The sequence below is a fragment of the Polaribacter butkevichii genome (assembly GCF_038024105.1).
Lineage (GTDB): Bacteria > Bacteroidota > Bacteroidia > Flavobacteriales > Flavobacteriaceae > Polaribacter > Polaribacter butkevichii.
The window spans coordinates 1,281,143-1,296,174 of record NZ_CP150661.1 but is presented as its reverse complement, the minus strand read 5'-3'; the positions used below and the strand labels follow the sequence as shown (position 1 = coordinate 1,296,174).

Annotated in this window: 19 protein-coding genes; 12 read left to right on the top strand and 7 right to left on the bottom strand. The window is 29.7% G+C overall.

What is annotated here, in order from left to right; genetic code table 11:
* Nucleotides 1-46 precede the first annotated feature (46 nt).
* Genes WG951_RS05335 through WG951_RS05325 form a run of 3 tightly spaced genes read right to left on the bottom strand, consistent with a single transcriptional unit; the run spans nucleotide 47 to nucleotide 3,955 of the window.
* The gene (locus WG951_RS05335) at nucleotides 47-1,627 is read right to left on the bottom strand and encodes a hypothetical protein (protein ID WP_105049399.1); all 1,581 of its coding nucleotides are present in this window, start codon (nucleotides 1,625-1,627) and stop codon (nucleotides 47-49) included.
* 4 nt (nucleotides 1,628-1,631) lie between these two features.
* On the bottom strand, nucleotides 1,632-3,224 hold the full coding sequence (locus WG951_RS05330) for a peptide chain release factor 3 (RefSeq protein ID WP_105049154.1): 1,593 nt from the start codon (nucleotides 3,222-3,224) through the stop codon (nucleotides 1,632-1,634).
* Nucleotides 3,225-3,268: 44 nt separating this feature from the next.
* Nucleotides 3,269-3,955, bottom strand: coding sequence for a peptidylprolyl isomerase (locus tag WG951_RS05325; protein WP_105049153.1), 687 nt, complete (start codon nucleotides 3,953-3,955; stop codon nucleotides 3,269-3,271).
* Between the two features lie 122 nt (nucleotides 3,956-4,077).
* Here WG951_RS05325 and idi point away from each other — a divergent pair, with 122 nt between their 5' ends.
* From idi to WG951_RS05290, 7 genes are all read left to right on the top strand, one after another.
* On the top strand, nucleotides 4,078-4,596 hold the full coding sequence (gene idi / locus WG951_RS05320; RefSeq protein ID WP_105049152.1) for an isopentenyl-diphosphate Delta-isomerase: 519 nt from the start codon (nucleotides 4,078-4,080) through the stop codon (nucleotides 4,594-4,596).
* Nucleotides 4,589-5,002, top strand: coding sequence for a 6-pyruvoyl trahydropterin synthase family protein (locus WG951_RS05315; RefSeq protein WP_105049151.1), 414 nt, complete (start codon nucleotides 4,589-4,591; stop codon nucleotides 5,000-5,002). Before idi ends, WG951_RS05315 begins: the two co-directional genes overlap by 8 nt.
* A gap of 33 nt (nucleotides 5,003-5,035) precedes the next feature.
* Nucleotides 5,036-5,767: a 3-deoxy-manno-octulosonate cytidylyltransferase gene (gene kdsB / locus WG951_RS05310; RefSeq protein WP_105049150.1), complete on the top strand. Its 732-nt coding sequence runs from the start codon at nucleotides 5,036-5,038 to the stop codon at nucleotides 5,765-5,767.
* A 3-nt stretch (nucleotides 5,768-5,770) separates the two neighbouring features.
* Nucleotides 5,771-6,472, top strand: coding sequence for an HAD family hydrolase (locus WG951_RS05305; protein ID WP_170062897.1), 702 nt, complete (start codon nucleotides 5,771-5,773; stop codon nucleotides 6,470-6,472).
* Nucleotides 6,469-7,098 carry a chloramphenicol acetyltransferase gene (locus WG951_RS05300; protein WP_105049149.1) on the top strand — a complete coding sequence of 210 codons (630 nt, stop codon included), beginning with the start codon at nucleotides 6,469-6,471 and terminating at the stop codon, nucleotides 7,096-7,098. Before WG951_RS05305 ends, WG951_RS05300 begins: the two co-directional genes overlap by 4 nt.
* 29 nt (nucleotides 7,099-7,127) lie before the next feature.
* The gene (locus WG951_RS05295) at nucleotides 7,128-7,388 is read left to right on the top strand and encodes a hypothetical protein (protein WP_105049148.1); all 261 of its coding nucleotides are present in this window, start codon (nucleotides 7,128-7,130) and stop codon (nucleotides 7,386-7,388) included.
* Nucleotides 7,389-7,516: 128 nt separating this feature from the next.
* Nucleotides 7,517-7,711 carry a hypothetical protein gene (locus WG951_RS05290; RefSeq protein ID WP_105049147.1) on the top strand — a complete coding sequence of 65 codons (195 nt, stop codon included), beginning with the start codon at nucleotides 7,517-7,519 and terminating at the stop codon, nucleotides 7,709-7,711.
* A gap of 53 nt (nucleotides 7,712-7,764) precedes the next feature.
* Here the strand turns inward: WG951_RS05290 and WG951_RS05285 are convergent, their stop codons facing one another.
* The 4 genes from WG951_RS05285 to WG951_RS05270 are packed head-to-tail and all read right to left on the bottom strand — an operon-like array spanning nucleotide 7,765 to nucleotide 10,836.
* The gene (locus tag WG951_RS05285; protein ID WP_105049146.1) at nucleotides 7,765-8,205 is read right to left on the bottom strand and encodes a sensor of ECF-type sigma factor; all 441 of its coding nucleotides are present in this window, start codon (nucleotides 8,203-8,205) and stop codon (nucleotides 7,765-7,767) included.
* Between the two features lie 10 nt (nucleotides 8,206-8,215).
* A complete protein-coding gene (locus WG951_RS05280; protein ID WP_105049145.1) occupies nucleotides 8,216-8,755 on the bottom strand; it encodes a hypothetical protein in 540 nt (179 codons plus the stop codon).
* Between the two features lie 33 nt (nucleotides 8,756-8,788).
* Nucleotides 8,789-9,337 (bottom strand): RNA polymerase sigma factor, encoded by a 549-nt coding sequence (locus WG951_RS05275; protein ID WP_105049144.1) that lies wholly within the window; start codon nucleotides 9,335-9,337, stop codon nucleotides 8,789-8,791.
* 50 nt (nucleotides 9,338-9,387) lie between these two features.
* Complete coding sequence (locus tag WG951_RS05270; RefSeq protein ID WP_105049143.1) at nucleotides 9,388-10,836, bottom strand: nicotinate-nucleotide adenylyltransferase; 1,449 nt, start codon at nucleotides 10,834-10,836, stop codon at nucleotides 9,388-9,390.
* Nucleotides 10,837-10,913: 77 nt separating this feature from the next.
* Here WG951_RS05270 and WG951_RS05265 point away from each other — a divergent pair, with 77 nt between their 5' ends.
* From WG951_RS05265 to WG951_RS05245, 5 genes are all read left to right on the top strand, one after another.
* On the top strand, nucleotides 10,914-11,696 hold the full coding sequence (locus WG951_RS05265; protein ID WP_105049142.1) for an MBL fold metallo-hydrolase: 783 nt from the start codon (nucleotides 10,914-10,916) through the stop codon (nucleotides 11,694-11,696).
* A gap of 103 nt (nucleotides 11,697-11,799) precedes the next feature.
* Entirely contained in the window at nucleotides 11,800-12,153 is a 354-nt protein-coding gene (locus tag WG951_RS05260; protein ID WP_105049141.1) for a hypothetical protein, read from the top strand.
* Entirely contained in the window at nucleotides 12,154-12,963 is an 810-nt protein-coding gene (locus WG951_RS05255; RefSeq protein ID WP_105049140.1) for a cell envelope biogenesis protein OmpA, read from the top strand.
* Nucleotides 12,964-12,980: 17 nt separating this feature from the next.
* Nucleotides 12,981-13,466: a Rab family GTPase gene (locus WG951_RS05250; protein ID WP_105049139.1), complete on the top strand. Its 486-nt coding sequence runs from the start codon at nucleotides 12,981-12,983 to the stop codon at nucleotides 13,464-13,466.
* Between the two features lie 6 nt (nucleotides 13,467-13,472).
* Nucleotides 13,473-14,990 carry an ATP-binding response regulator gene (locus WG951_RS05245; RefSeq protein ID WP_105049138.1) on the top strand — a complete coding sequence of 506 codons (1,518 nt, stop codon included), beginning with the start codon at nucleotides 13,473-13,475 and terminating at the stop codon, nucleotides 14,988-14,990.
* Nucleotides 14,991-15,032 lie beyond the last annotated feature (42 nt).

The following is a 15,032-nucleotide window of genomic DNA, read 5'->3' as shown; positions in this document are numbered from 1 at the left end:
GGATTAAGATTTTTTTTGATAAAAGCTGATATTAAATCAGTAGATATTATTTTTTAGCATTTAAAATTGATAGTCCATAAGACAAGCCAATATTAATATTTGTTGAATTTACGTTACCATAAGGAGACCACATTTGTCCGCCCGAAAAGTTAAAAGATAAATCATCATTTACGTGGTAATTAATACCTGCGGTAGGTCTTACTAAAACACCTTCACCAGAATCTACTCTTCCGCCACCTGCAACACCTGCAGCAGCTTCTGCAAATAAAGATAGTTTGTTATTAGCAAATCTATTTGATTTTATTCCCAAACCAAAAATTCCGTGAGCATAACCACCAGATTCTCCTTCGTATGCAAAAGAAGCTTCTCCAGCAATATAAAAACGATGATTTAAATCGTAGTTTACTTTGATGGCAATTAGTTGTAGATTTCTATAGGTTTCTTCTGGAGTTAGTCCAAATCTTTTAACTTTTAAATAAGTTTGATTTTGAACCCCAATTTGTATTCCTTGTGTTTTTATACTTGTTGCTTCTTCATTCGAAAAAGGATCTTTAGTTCCGCCACTTAAGCCATAATATTTAATACTAAAACCAGCCGTATAAGCTTCGAAGGTACCGCCAATAGATCTGTGATAACCACCGTGTGCACTTAAACCAAATTTTTCTGTAATTTTTACATCGGCACCAACACTTGGGTACATGGTTAAACCTCCTTCTGGGTAAATTCTACCACCTGCAGCTCCCATACCAAACTTACCAAAGAAATTTACATATTTGGTTTCAATAAAGTTTTTTCCAACACCCATAAATAAATCCATAAAACCAGCAGTTAAACCTGCATACATAGCATCTACATGTGCATAAATAAAAGTATTACTTGTTAAATAGCGTTGGTATTCAAAACCAATAACAGATAATGTGTGGTCTATAGGTTTGTATTTTGGTGTTGTACTAGCATCTGTTCTAGAGTCACCAAAAGGAAAAAAGTAGTCGAAAGTTACTTGTTGCACACTTTTTACAGCTGGTTTTGTCCAAAATGCATCTTTAGACTGGTTGTTGTTTATAAAAGTTTTTTGAGCATCAGCATAAGTAGTAGATCTTAATGAAGTTGGTATTTCTACAAAAAATGAAACATTATCACTTTTCTGAATACCCGTAAAAAAGTTTACGTAACCATACTGCACACCAAAAGAATAGTTTTTGGCTTTGTATTGTAAACCTGCATTTGGGTAAATAATTCCACCTCCGTTAACCAAACTTCTAAATCCACCACCGCCACCAAAGTGAACGTTAGCATCAAAATATAGGTTTTTATAAAGTTGTTTGTTTACGCCTAAATTAACACCCAAAGTAAACAAGCCACCTTGGTCTCCTGTAATTGCTGCATGGAAACCTACACCAGTATACAACCAATCGTTTAAAGGGAAATTATAGTTTAAACCAATAAACCCCATGGTTGGGTCTAGCTCATGCCCGTTTTGATAAATAATATTAGGTTGATGAACTAAAATATAATTTAAACGAATACTGTTGCGAAGTTCATTACCTTTTAAATTGGATAGATTATCTGTTTGAGAAAAAGTATTTAGGGCTACAAAAGTAATCAGTAAAAAAAATATTTTTTTCATAACTTTAATTTTTAAATTCACTCGTAAAATGCAATTTCACTGTAGGATATTTGCTTTGAGTCATTTGTATGGTAAACTCAGAATCTGCTAAAAATACTAACTGACCTTGTTTATCTTTAGCTAAATAACGTTGTTTAACACGTTTAAATTCTTTAAATTCTTCGTTTTTAATATCTTCAGGCTCTACCCAACACGCTTTGTGAACACTTAAGTTTTCGTAAGAACATTTTGCGCCATATTCATGCTCTAATCTATATTGAATAACCTCATATTGTAAGGCACCAACAGTACCAATAACTTTACGACCATTCATGTCTAATGTAAATAATTGGGCAACACCTTCATCCATTAATTGGTCTAAACCTTTAAATAATTGTTTAGATTTCATAGGGTCTGCATTATTTACGTAACGGAAATGCTCTGGAGAAAAACTAGGAATTCCTTTAAAATTCAATTCTTCACCTTCGGTTAATGTATCTCCAATTTTAAAGTTTCCGGTATCATGTATCCCTACAATATCACCCGGAAAAGATTCTTCTACAATTTCTTTCTTTTCAGCAAAAAAAGCATTCGGACTAGAAAATTTTACTTTTTTACCGTTTCTAACATGTAAATAAGGTGCATTTCTTTTAAAAGTACCCGATACTATTTTAATAAAAGCCAAACGATCTCTGTGTTTTGGATCCATGTTTGCATGAATTTTAAACACAAATCCTGTCATTTTTTGCTCTTTAGAATCCACTAAACGCTCTTCTGCCTTTTTAGGTTGAGGCGAAGGTGCAATTTCTATAAATGCATCTAACAATTCTTTTACTCCAAAATTATTTAAAGCAGAACCAAAAAATACAGGTTGTAAATTTCCTTCTAAATAATCGTTTCGGTTAAATTCTGGATATACTTCACTAATCAATTCTATTTCTTCACGTAGTGTGTCGGCGGCTTTTTCTCCAACAATTTTATCTAATTCAGGGTTCGATAAATCATCAAACTCAATTCCTTCAGAAATAGAGGTTTTATTATCACCAGAAAAAAGATTTAATTTCTTTTCCCAAATATTATAAATTCCTTTAAAGTCGTATCCCATTCCAATTGGGAAACTCATAGGTGTAACGGTTAAACCTAATTTTTGTTCTACTTCGTCTAATAAATCAAAGGCATCTTTTCCCTCTCTATCCAACTTGTTGATAAAAACCAACATAGGAATACTTCTCATTCTACAAACTTCAACCAATTTTTCGGTTTGAGGTTCTACACCTTTTGCAACATCAATAACCACAATAACACTATCTACAGCGGTTAAGGTTCTAAACGTGTCTTCAGCAAAATCTTTGTGACCAGGCGTATCTAAAATGTTTATTTTTTTATCTTGGTAGATGAATGCCAATACGGAAGTAGCTACAGAGATACCACGCTGACGTTCAATCTCCATAAAATCGGAAGTTGCTCCCTTTTTAATCTTATTATTTTTTACAGCACCTGCTTCTTGAATTGCTCCTCCAAAAAGTAATAATTTCTCTGTTAATGTGGTTTTACCAGCATCTGGATGCGATATAATACCAAAAGTTCTTCTACGTGCTATTTCTTCTAAAAAAGTCATCTACAAAATTTGAGGTGCAAAGATAGGTTTTACTAAGAGAAATATCAATCTAAAATTTCGATGGTCATTTTTACATCATCAATAGGCCATTCATCAACACCCACCCTTACTTTAGAGATTTTTTCCATGGTAGAAAAACCAGAAATTACTTCACCAAAAACTGTATGTTCGTTATCTAAATGATGCGCGCCACTTTTTTTCTGAACAATATAAAATTCAAAAGGACTCGATAATTTATTAGGATTATGATCCCATTCTCTGGCAGCAGCCACTGCGCCGTATTTATGTTTTCTATTACTTTTAAATTCGGGCTTTAATAAGTAATTTCCGTATTTTCTTCGTTCTCGTTGGGTGTACATTTCATCAGAATTACCACCTTGAATTACAAAGTTTTTAGCAATTCTATAAAAAACTGTTGTATTAAAATATTTTATTTTAGTTAAGAATATAAAATTAGCTCTGTGTATGGGTACATCTTCGTATAAACGAATTTTTATGTTACCAAAATCGGTTTTAATTAACACCTTTGTTTCTGGGTTTTGTTTGCCAAACTCGGTTAAAAAAGCTTCTGTATTATGGCTGTTTAAACTATCCCAAGCTTTAACTATTTCTTTTTTTACTTTCTTTTTCTTTAACGATAAAGTCTTTTTTTCTACCGTTTTTTTTTCGTCTTTGCATTGATAAAAAGCGATGATTGAGAGTACTAAAAAGAGTTTAAATAAAATTTTCATGCAGGCAATTGGTTGTTAATTCTTACAAATATATGTTATCATAATAAAAGAATAGAAAAGACTTATGGGTTTTGTAAATATTTTATGATTTATTACTCTTTGATTTTCTTATTTTTGCAATTATGGAAGAACAAGTAGTTTTAGTTGATGAAAAAGACAATCCGATAGGATTGATGCCAAAAATGGAAGCACATGAAAAAGCTGTTTTACATAGAGCTTTTTCTGTATTTGTATTTAATAAAAAAGGAGAATTAATGTTGCAGCAAAGAGCAGCAAGTAAATACCATTCGCCTTTATTATGGACCAATACTTGTTGTTCTCATCAAAGAGATGGAGAAACTAATTTAGAGGCAGGTAAAAGAAGGCTTGAAGAAGAAATGGGATTTGTTACCGAAATTAAGGAAGTTTTTTCGTTTATTTACAAAGCGCCTTTTGATAATGGTTTAACAGAACACGAATTAGACCATGTAATGATTGGGTATTATGATGATGCGCCAAACATAAATAAAGAAGAAGTAGAGGCTTATAAATGGATGACTTTAGTAGATGTGCAAAAAGACATTGAAAAGAATCCGCAAGAATATACAGAGTGGTTTAAAATTATCTTTGACAAATCTTTCGAAAAATTAACAAATGCCTAAAGTAAAAGTTTACAGAAGAGCCCATTTTAACGCAGCACATAGGTTGTTTAATGCGGCTTGGTCTGATGCCAAAAATGCAGAAGTATTTGGTAAATGCAGCAACCCTAATTATCATGGTCATAATTATGAAATGATAGTGGCTTTGTTTGGAGAAATAGACCCTGTAACAGGTTTTGTATATGATTTAGGTTTGTTAAGAGAGTTGATAAAAAAAGAAGTAGAAGATCCGTTTGATCATAAAAACTTAAATATTGAAGTTGCAGAATTTAAAAACTTAAATCCAACTGCAGAAAACATTTCAATTGTTATTTACAATAAATTACGTCCTCATATACCAGCACATTTAGAAATAGAAGTAACTTTATACGAAACACGAAGAAATTTTGTGCGTTATGCAGGAGAGTAATTACTTTTACAAGCGCCTCATTAAAAATATTTTATGAAAATAATTGCCATGATTCCTGCACGCTATAGTGCATCTCGTTTTCCAGGAAAGTTAATGAAAGATTTAGGGGGTAAACCTGTTATTTTAAGAACGTATGAAGCGGCTTTACATACCAATTTGTTTGATGATGTTTATATTGTAACAGATTCTGATATTATTTTTAAAACGATAGAAAAAGCCGGAGGAAAAGCAATTAAAAGTACCAAAGAACACGAGTGTGGTTCTGATAGAATTGCAGAAGCTGTAGAAAATATAGAAGCAGATATTGTTATTAATGTACAAGGAGATGAACCTTTTATAGATGCAATTTCTCTTTCTAAATTAATTGATGTCTTTAAAAAAGATGATAAAAAAGAAATTGATTTAGCTTCTTTAAAAGTACAAATTACCAATAAAGAAGATATAGAAAACCCTAATAATGTTAAGGTAATTACCGATGTAGATAATTTAGCTATTTACTTTTCTAGAAGTGTAATTCCTTATCATAGAGATAAAGATGTAGCAGTAAAATACTACAAACACAAAGGAGTCTATGCGTTTAGAAAACAAGCATTAATAGATTTTTACAATACTCCGATGACGCCCTTAGAAGCGGCAGAAAAAATAGAGGCCATTAGATATCAAGAAATTGGTAAGAAAATTAAAATGGTAGAAACAGATGTAGAAGCTGTTGGTATAGATACACCAGAAGATTTAGAAAAAGCAATTCAATTTTTAAAACTATAAATTATGACTAAAATAAGTAAAAACATAAAGGTAATTGCTTTTGATGCAGATGATACTTTATGGGTAAATGAAACTTATTTTAGAGATGCAGAGCATCAGTTTGCAAAACTATTAGCAAAGTACGAAACCGAAAATAAAATAGATCAAGAACTTTTTAAAAAAGAAATTAAAAACTTAAAACTTTATGGTTACGGAGTTAAAGGTTTTGTTTTATCTATGGTAGAATGTGCTTTAGAATTGTCTAATTATCAAGTAAAACAAAAAACGATAGCGGCAATTTTAGAAATAGGTAAAGAAATGATAGAAAAACCTATAGAATTGTTAGACGGAGTAGAAGAGGTGTTGCAGTCTTTACAAGGTAAATATAAATTAATTGTGGCTACTAAAGGAGATTTACTAGATCAAGAAAGAAAACTAGAGAAATCTAATTTGTTAAAATACTTTCATCATATAGAGGTGATGAGTGATAAAAAAAAGAAAGATTATAAAAAACTGATACATCATTTAGATGTATCTCCATCAGAATTTTTAATGATTGGTAATTCTTTAAAATCAGATGTTTTACCTTTAATAGAATTAGGTGCTTCTGCCATTCATGTTCCTTTTCATACCACTTGGATGCATGAAGAGGTGAGTGATGAAGAAAAATTAGAAGTTGATTATAAAACAGTTGCAAATATTAAAGGTATAATTGATTTGTTATGAATTATTTAGATATAGATAACTGGAATAGGAAACAACATTTTGAACACTTTAGTAAATTAGAAGATCCTTATTTTGGAATCACAGCAAATGTAGAGGTTACCAACGTTTTTAATAAATCTAAATTACAAAAGGAATCTTTTTTTGCGATGTATTTACATGACTGTTTAAAGGCATTAAATAAGGTAGAAAATTTTAAATATAGAATTGTTAAAGACAATAAAGTTGCTATTAGTGATGTTTTGCATGCTTCGGCTACAATTGCAAGAGCAGATAATACTTTCGGATTTTCATTTATAAACTTTTCTGAAGACTTTAAAACCTTTAATCAGAATTTTTTAAACGAAAAAGAACGAATTTTAAATTCTACAGATTTGTTTCCGCCTATAAATTCTGATGATTGTATTTATTGTTCTGCACTACCTTGGGTTTCATTTACAGGGCATAAAGAGCCCAATTCTGGACAAAAAAACGAAAGTATACCCAAGTTAGCATTTGGTAAAATTTTTAAAGAAAACACAAAAATTATGATGCCTGTGGCAATTTCTGTAAATCATGCATTGGTAGATGGTTATCACATTGGTTTATTTTTTGAAGAATATCAAAGGCAATTAGATAAAAACACCTAACTTTGCAAAATTAAAATTTATAATAAGTTATGGCAAGTATAAAAAACTTAAAAAAAGATATCAATTACGTTTTAGGTGATGTTATCGAATATGCATTAGATGTTTCAATCTTAAAAAATGCACCAGAAAAAGGTGAAGCAATTATAGATGAAGCTATCGAAACTTTTGATGCTTTAGTATCTAAAGTTAACAATAACAAGGTAGAAAACAAAAAAGCACACTTTAAATCTATTAATGAAGAATTAGAGGTAAAAGCAAAAGGTTTGGTAGAAAAGATTAACGCTTTATAATCTTAACAAATTTTTAAGCAAAATTTAAGACCATCATTTGATAAAAATGATGGTTTTTTTGTTAAATTTGATAAAACATACTAAAACGATATAGTAAACGTTATTATTGTATAATTTAATTCTTAAAAATGGCTAGAGCAATGTTTGAGTACACTAAAACGGTACTAAAAAAGGTGAGTTTTAATTCAGATTTGTTTTGTAAAGAAGTAGAAAAAGCGTTAAGTCGATTGTTACCTTATGAGAGAGATGAGTTAACAATTTGGTTAAAGCAGTTTACCTCTAATAAACCAGAATTATATTCTTGCTTAGCATTAATAGAGTAAAGACAAAAAAAGGAAGCGATTAGCTTCCTTTTTTTGTTTTACCTATTAGAATTTTATTTTCTATGCTTGTATTTTCGCATTAACTTCCTACCAAATTCCATTTCTGCTAATTGTAATTGAATTATTTTTTTGTAAGAAATTACTTTTTTTATGTTTTCTATAAAACTCTTTTGAGATTCGTAAAACTTTTTATCTGTTGTTAATTTTAACACGATTAATCTTTCTGCTTCTTTTTCTGAAACAGCATTTATATCATTTTTAATCGAATTTTTTATTTCAGATTTAAGTTTATTTCTTAAAGCGTATTGCTTTTTAGAATAGGCGTTGTAAATAGGCCAAAATTTTTCAGCTTCTTCTGGTGTTAAATTTAATTGCTCTGTAATGTACGATACTTTAAGGGCTTTAATTTTTTCTCTACTATCTTTATTTTCTTGTGCAGATAAAGTAAGACTATAAAAAAGGGTAAAGCATATAATAGTGATTAATTTTTTCATATTCTTAATTTTAGTTTATTTCATTTAAAAATGAAGTGTTATCTATGGAGTTTATATAATCTTCTATATTTTCATCTTCTAAGGATGAAAAATAAAAATCGGTTTCTTCTAAAACCTCATTTTCTAATACATTCGCAATATCTGTGGTATTAATTGTGTTAGAATCTAACCAATATTCAATATCATCATCAGAAAGAGAGTCTATTGTAATTTCTTTATTCTGATTAAAAACAAAAGAATTTAATCCAATAAATAAAATTACAGAGGCAGCTGCTGCAAAAGGAATTATTTTAAAAACTCGTTCTTTAAAAGATATAACTTTTGCTTCTTTTTTTGGTATTGTAACTTTAGCTAATATTTCGTTTTCTAGTTCTTTAAAATAATTGTCTGGTATTGTAAATCCTTGCTCTTTTGTTAAAGCTTGTTCAGCCAATTTTGTTTCTAATGTTTCTTCAATGTTTGCAAAATAATCTTTAGGAACAGAAAAACCAGTTTTTTTTCCTAGTATTGAGTTTAAATATTGTTCGCTATTTTTGTTTTTGTCTTCCATGATACTTTTTAGACCTTTTATTTGTAAAAAGGTTTAATTTGTTTCCTTTTTAATATAGAGTTCAATTTTCTTAACTGCATGAAAATAAGAGGCTTTTAAGGCACCTATTGAGGTTTCTAGAATTTCAGAAATTTCTTCATATTTCATTTCATCAAAATATTTCATGTTAAAAACAAGTTGCTGTTTTTGTGGTAAAGTAGCTACTGCTTTTTGTAAAATAACTTGAATTTCATCGCCTGTAAAAAAATCATCATCCGCTAATGTAGAGGCTAATTCTTGTTGATAATCAGTAATATCTACATTTCTATTTTTTGCTCTTTTATTGATAAAAGTAATCGACTCATTGGTGGCAATTCTATACATCCAAGAAAATAGTTTGCTTTCTTGGTTAAATTTATCGATATTTTTAAAAATTTTAATAAAAGTATTTTGTAAAACATCATCTGCATCATCATGAGATATCACAATTTTACGTATGTGCCAATACAAACGTTCTTTATAGAGCGTAATTAGTTTTCTAAACGCTTTTTCTTTAGTCTTAACGTTTTTTAACTGTTCTATTAAAAGAGTTTCATCTGTCAATTAAGTAGTTTCTAATGTTTAGACTTTAAAAGGTTACAAAGGTTTAATATTTATTTTTTTACTCTAGATCTAGAGTACCCAAATAGTCTTTTTTGTTTAATAGTATCTGCAATACCTTCTGGTAACATTTCTTCCCAACCTTGTTCTCCGTTTAAGATCATTTTTAAAACGGTACGAGAAAAAATATCTAAAATATTTTTGTCAAAATCATCAATATTAACAAGTTTACCATTGTGTTTAAAGAATTTGTACAATTCTTTCATTCTAGGATGCACTTTTAAGTTTTCGCTATCTATATAGTCTCCGGTAGCTGCATCATGGTATGGGTACATGTATACTTTTAAATCTCTATAAAATAATTTACCAAAAGCTTCTAAGATTCCTCCGCTTAAATTTCTGTAGTATTTTTCATCAAAAATTTGAATTAGATTTTGCACTCCCATGGTTAATCCCATTCTTTCTTTTGTAAATTCACTAAAATATTCTACTAACTTAAAGTATTGTTGAAAACTAGTAATCATTACATTTTGTCCTAAAGAACACAGTAATTCTGCTCTATCTAAAAAGTCTCTTTCATTAATTTTACCTTCTGCAGAAAGGTTACTTAATGTAATTTCGAAAATAACTTGCGTTTTACTTTCTTCAACTTTATTTTCGGCTAAAAATAGTTTTTTAGATTTTTCATACATGTCCATATTTACCTTGGTAACAGGTCTAAAGCTACCACGTAAGGCTAATATGTTTTTTTTGTACAATACCTGTGCAGGTAATAAGTTGTTTCCGTCAGGGCCAAACATAACCGCATTGGTCATACCGTTTTTAAGTAGCTGTAAACTCATTAAACGGTTGTCTACATACATAAAACGTGGCCCAGAGAAATTAATCATATCAATTTCTAACTGGTCATTACTTAAGTTATCATAAAAAGATTTTACTAAATCTTTAGGGTTGTCATTTAAATAAAAAGCACCATAAATTAAATTTACTCCTAAAATACCTAAAGTTTCTTGTTGTAAACGTGCGTCCGTTTCTTTAAAACGCAAGTGTAAAACAATTTCATTATAACCTTCTAAAGGGTCTAATTGAAAACGAATACCAACCCAACCATGGCCTTTAAATTGTTTTGCAAAATCTATGGTAGTTACTGTATTGGCATAACTAAAAAATAATTTATCAGGATGTTTTTGTCTGCTTAAACGATCTTCCATTAAATCGATTTCGTGACCTAACATTTTTTTTAAACGTGGCTGTGTTACATAACGATTGTCTTGTTCCATGCCATAAATTGCATCAGAAAAATCTTTATCGTAAGCACTCATCGCTTTAGCTATTGTTCCAGAAGCAGCGCCAGATCTAAAAAAGTTACGAGCAGTTTCTTGTCCTGCGCCAATTTCGGCAAAAGTTCCGTAAATATCTCTATTTAAATTAATTCGTAGTGCTTTGCTTTTTATAGTAGGAACACTACTAATTTCTTGATCTCCTTTTAAAGAAATTGCCATATAATGCTATTTTTAGGTTGAAACAAATGTAGTAAAATAGACTGCTATGAGTCAATTTTTATGTTATTTTTGTTCTAATGAACTTTACCAAGAAACAACTGAATATTACCTTTTTAGGAACAGGTACTTCGCAGGGAATTCCTATGATAGCAAATAACGACCCTGTTTGTTTATCTAAGGACTTGAAAGATAGGCGATTGCGTTCTTCTATTTTAATATCTTGGGATGCTGTTTCTTATACCGTAGATTGTGGCTTAGATTTTAGGCAACAGATGCTAAGAGAAAATGTACAGTCTTTAAATGGAGTCTTTTTTACACATGAACATGCAGATCATATAGGTGGTTTAGATGATTTAAGAGCTTTTTGTTATCAAATAGGTGAGATGCCTATTTATTTAAATGAAAGAACGCTGCATAGTTTAGAAAAAAGGTTCGAATACATTTTTAGCACAGAAAATAGGTATCCGGGTGCGCCAAGTGTGCTGCCAAATATAGTAGATTCATCTAGTTTTTATGTTGATGAATTAAAAGTAACCCCTATAAAAGTTTTACACGGAAATTTACCAATAACTGCATATAGATTTGGTGATTTTGGATATTTAACAGATGTAAAATCTGTTTCTGATGAAGAAAAATTAAAACTGCAAAACTTAGATGTTTTAGTAGTAAATGCGTTAAGAATAGAAGAGCATCCAACTCATTTTAATTTACAAGAAGCATTAGATTTTATAGCAGAATTAAAACCCCAAAAAGCATATTTAACTCATATAAGTCATAAGTTAGGTTTTCATGAAGCTGTTTCTAAAATACTACCAAATAACGTTTTTTTAGCTTACGATGGCCTAAAAATAAGCGTTTAGATTTTTATAAACTGTTTTTTAACGTATATTTGTTAGGAGTGCTTCTTTTTAAAAAATTATAAAGAATAAAATAACTCTTTTTAGTAATCAACCTTTAGTATAAATGGAAAAAAATTCAGAAAATAAACAGCCTGTAGTTGAAAATCATAAAATTGATGATAGAATTGCAGCTGTAAGAGATTTAATTTTTGGTGAAAACATGCAACAATACAGCAGCGAGTTTGCTGATGTTTATGACAAAATTAAAACACTTAAAGAACAAACTGATAAAAATATTTCTGAGTCTGTTACAAACCTAGAAAATAAATTAGCCGATTTAGAAAGTTTAATGGAACACAAGTTTCAGGACTTAAATGACGATTTAGATAAGAGATTGGCAGATTTAGATGATGAAAAAGCAGACAGAAAAAAACTAGGTAAAGCTTTAGAGAAAATTGCATTGATGTTGCAAGAATAAATGAAAAATACACCTGCAGATAACAATAAAGACAATCGTTTTGAGTTGCTCAGAGACCTTTTATTAGCCGAAGATAGAGAAAAGTTTGATTCTTTAAGTGAAGAAATTATTCTAAGAGAAAAGTTGTCTAAAAGAGTTGCTCCTCTTGTAGATGAGAAAATTTTAGATTTACGTAAAAATTTTTCAAGAGACTTTGGTGATACAATTACAGAAACAATAAAAGTTCAAATTAGAGACTCTCAAGACGAAGTTGTAGAAGCCTTGTACCCAATTATGGGTAAAATGGTTAAGAAATTTATTGTTGCAGAAATTACAAAGTTATCTGACAGTATTAATAGAACAGTAAAAGAAAAATTCTCTATTAAAGAAATGCTTAAACGATTCTTTAAAGGAAAAAGAAATGATGCTGGTATTGTTTTAGAAGAGGTTTTTGAATTTGTTATCGAAGAAGTTTTTGTAATTGAAAAAGACTCTGGGTTACTTTCTGGTAGCTATTCTAGAGGTAATATTGCAGATAAAGATATGATTTCTGGTATGTTAACGGCAATTAAATCTTTTGCCGAAGATGCATTTTCTAAAGAAGGTCAGGATTTAGAAAATATAAAATTTGAAACATTTCAACTTTCTATTAAAAACTTTAAAACCATTTATATTGCAATTGCTACCTCTGGTGTTTTAACACAAGAACATACAGATGAACTATCTGATAATATCAATAATTTTACAGAGATTATTTTAAGAGATCGTTCTTATTTAGCAGATGAGGAGCGCTTAAATCAATTAATATTTAACGAATTAATTAAAGAGTAAAAAATCAATCATAATTTATGAAAGCAAAAAAAGTACTACTAGTTGGTAATTTTGGTGTTGGTAAAACTTCATTAATTAGAAGGTTTGTTTTAAATGAGTTTTCTGAGGATTACATTAGTACTATTGGCGTAAGAGTAAGTAAAAAAGTAGTAGAATATCAAAATGAAACCATTAAATTAATGATTTGGGATGTTGCTGGTACCAATGGTAATGAAAAAATACCGAAAGCCTATTTTTTAGGTTCTCATGCAGCCATGTTTGTGTTTGATGTAAGCAGAGAAGAAACTTACCTATCGATTGATGAGAATTTAAAGATGGTTAAAGACCTATCTGGTTTAAACAACATAACTATTGTTGGTAATAAAAAAGATTTACTTTCTAATGAAGAATTAGAAAATGTAATACAGAAGGTTTCTGTAGATATCGATTTAATTACAAGTGCAAAAGAAGATGAAAATGTAGAAGATGCTTTTATGAAATTAACCAGTTTAACTTTAAAATAATTTTTATTGATACCTGCAAAAATAGAAGATGTTTTTTTACAATTAACTACTGATTATTCAGGAGTTATTACAAACATTATTGCAGGAAAATTTACAAGAAAAGAATTTGTAATTCAAGAATCTATCTATGATGCTTGTCCGTTTTTAGAAGGTACTTTAGAAGCCTTGCCTTTAAAAGAACCCTTTCTTTTAGAAGGGATGATTTTAAACTCAGATACAATAGAATACAATATAGATTTAGAACTTTTTAAGGCCGATGATTCAATAGCTATTTTAATACATAATAGAACAAATGTATATAAATATGTAAGTGAATTAAATCAGAATAGAAATGATATTTTCTTTATAAAAAGAGAACTTGCAGAAAAAAACATAGAGTTAGATGCATTGCGAAAAATTGCTGATAAAGCTAATGAAGAGAAATCTCGATTTTTAGCAATGATGAGTCATGAAATTAGAAATCCTTTAAACTCAATTCTTGGTTATGCAGCAATGATTTCTTCAGAAAACTTAAATCAAAAAGTAGCGGCATATATTAAGAGTTTATCGTCTGCGGGTAATAACTTAAAAGTTATTGTTGAAGATATTTTAGATTTATCTCGTATTGAAGCTGGTAAATTAAGGTTAGCTTCAGAAGAAGTTTGTATTCAAAAAATAATTCAGAATTGTAAAAATGATTTTGAACAACTACATACAAATACAGCGGTAGAATTGATTTTTATTACTTCTAGCAAGCTTCCTAAATTTGTGTTAGGAGATGCTGTTAGAATACAACAAATACTAGTAAACTTAATAAGTAATGCTATAAAATTTACGAGTATTGGGCGCGTAATAACAAGTGTAAAAGTGGCATTTGAATCTGCAAAAGTGGTTAACCTTCTTTTTGAAGTTACAGATTCTGGAAGAGGAATGTCTGAAGCGCAATGCTTAAAAATATTTGAAGAATACGAACAGAATGAATTAGATGATAATAGAGTTCATGGAGGTGCTGGTTTAGGTTTGGCAATTGTTAACCGTTTAATAGTTGCCATGAATGGAAAAATTTCTGTTAAAAGTGAATTGAATGTTGGTACTTCTTTTTTTGTTGAAATTCCTTTTTCTAAAACCACTAAAATATCAAAAGAAATAGAAGAAACTTTACAGCAGAAAGATAAATCTCTAAAAGGTAAAAATATTTTAGTAGCTGATGATGATATTATGAATCAAACTATAGTTGCGCATATTTTAGGAAAGGAAAAATCTAATTTAACCCTTGTAAATGATGGTTTAGAAGCGCTAGCTAAAATAGAAAAGGAAACCTTTGATGTTGTTTTATTAGATATTAATATGCCTAATATGACAGGTGAGGAGTTGATGAGGAAGTTGCCCTCTGTAAAAATGAACTTAGAGACTCCTTTTATGGCTTTAACAGCCAATACCTCTAATGAGGATTTAGAAAGGTATTTGGCTTTAGGTTTTTCTGGTGTAATTTCTAAACCGTATACAATTGCTGGTTTTGTAGATAAGGTTAAAACTGTTTTGTAGTAGTTGTAGAGGAGGTTTTAAGTAATCAATTCAATAGTTAAG

What these genes read in the sequence shown, in the direction of transcription:
- WG951_RS05260 (WP_105049141.1), top strand. Translation starts at nt 11,800, where the DNA reads ATGGAAAAAAATTCAGAAAATAAACAGCCTGTAGTTGAAAATCATAAA.
- WG951_RS05315 (WP_105049151.1), top strand. Translation starts at nt 4,589, where the DNA reads ATGCCTAAAGTAAAAGTTTACAGAAGAGCCCATTTTAACGCAGCACAT.
- WG951_RS05325 (WP_105049153.1), bottom strand. Translation starts at nt 3,955, where the DNA reads ATGAAAATTTTATTTAAACTCTTTTTAGTACTCTCAATCATCGCTTTT.
- idi (WP_105049152.1), top strand. Translation starts at nt 4,078, where the DNA reads ATGGAAGAACAAGTAGTTTTAGTTGATGAAAAAGACAATCCGATAGGA.
- WG951_RS05290 (WP_105049147.1), top strand. Translation starts at nt 7,517, where the DNA reads ATGGCTAGAGCAATGTTTGAGTACACTAAAACGGTACTAAAAAAGGTG.
- WG951_RS05280 (WP_105049145.1), bottom strand. Translation starts at nt 8,755, where the DNA reads ATGGAAGACAAAAACAAAAATAGCGAACAATATTTAAACTCAATACTA.
- WG951_RS05270 (WP_105049143.1), bottom strand. Translation starts at nt 10,836, where the DNA reads ATGGCAATTTCTTTAAAAGGAGATCAAGAAATTAGTAGTGTTCCTACT.
- WG951_RS05285 (WP_105049146.1), bottom strand. Translation starts at nt 8,205, where the DNA reads ATGAAAAAATTAATCACTATTATATGCTTTACCCTTTTTTATAGTCTT.
- WG951_RS05300 (WP_105049149.1), top strand. Translation starts at nt 6,469, where the DNA reads ATGAATTATTTAGATATAGATAACTGGAATAGGAAACAACATTTTGAA.
- WG951_RS05265 (WP_105049142.1), top strand. Translation starts at nt 10,914, where the DNA reads ATGAACTTTACCAAGAAACAACTGAATATTACCTTTTTAGGAACAGGT.
- WG951_RS05335 (WP_105049399.1), bottom strand. Translation starts at nt 1,627, where the DNA reads ATGAAAAAAATATTTTTTTTACTGATTACTTTTGTAGCCCTAAATACT.
- kdsB (WP_105049150.1), top strand. Translation starts at nt 5,036, where the DNA reads ATGAAAATAATTGCCATGATTCCTGCACGCTATAGTGCATCTCGTTTT.
- WG951_RS05330 (WP_105049154.1), bottom strand. Translation starts at nt 3,224, where the DNA reads ATGACTTTTTTAGAAGAAATAGCACGTAGAAGAACTTTTGGTATTATA.
- WG951_RS05305 (WP_170062897.1), top strand. Translation starts at nt 5,771, where the DNA reads ATGACTAAAATAAGTAAAAACATAAAGGTAATTGCTTTTGATGCAGAT.
- WG951_RS05255 (WP_105049140.1), top strand. Translation starts at nt 12,154, where the DNA reads ATGAAAAATACACCTGCAGATAACAATAAAGACAATCGTTTTGAGTTG.
- WG951_RS05250 (WP_105049139.1), top strand. Translation starts at nt 12,981, where the DNA reads ATGAAAGCAAAAAAAGTACTACTAGTTGGTAATTTTGGTGTTGGTAAA.
- WG951_RS05295 (WP_105049148.1), top strand. Translation starts at nt 7,128, where the DNA reads ATGGCAAGTATAAAAAACTTAAAAAAAGATATCAATTACGTTTTAGGT.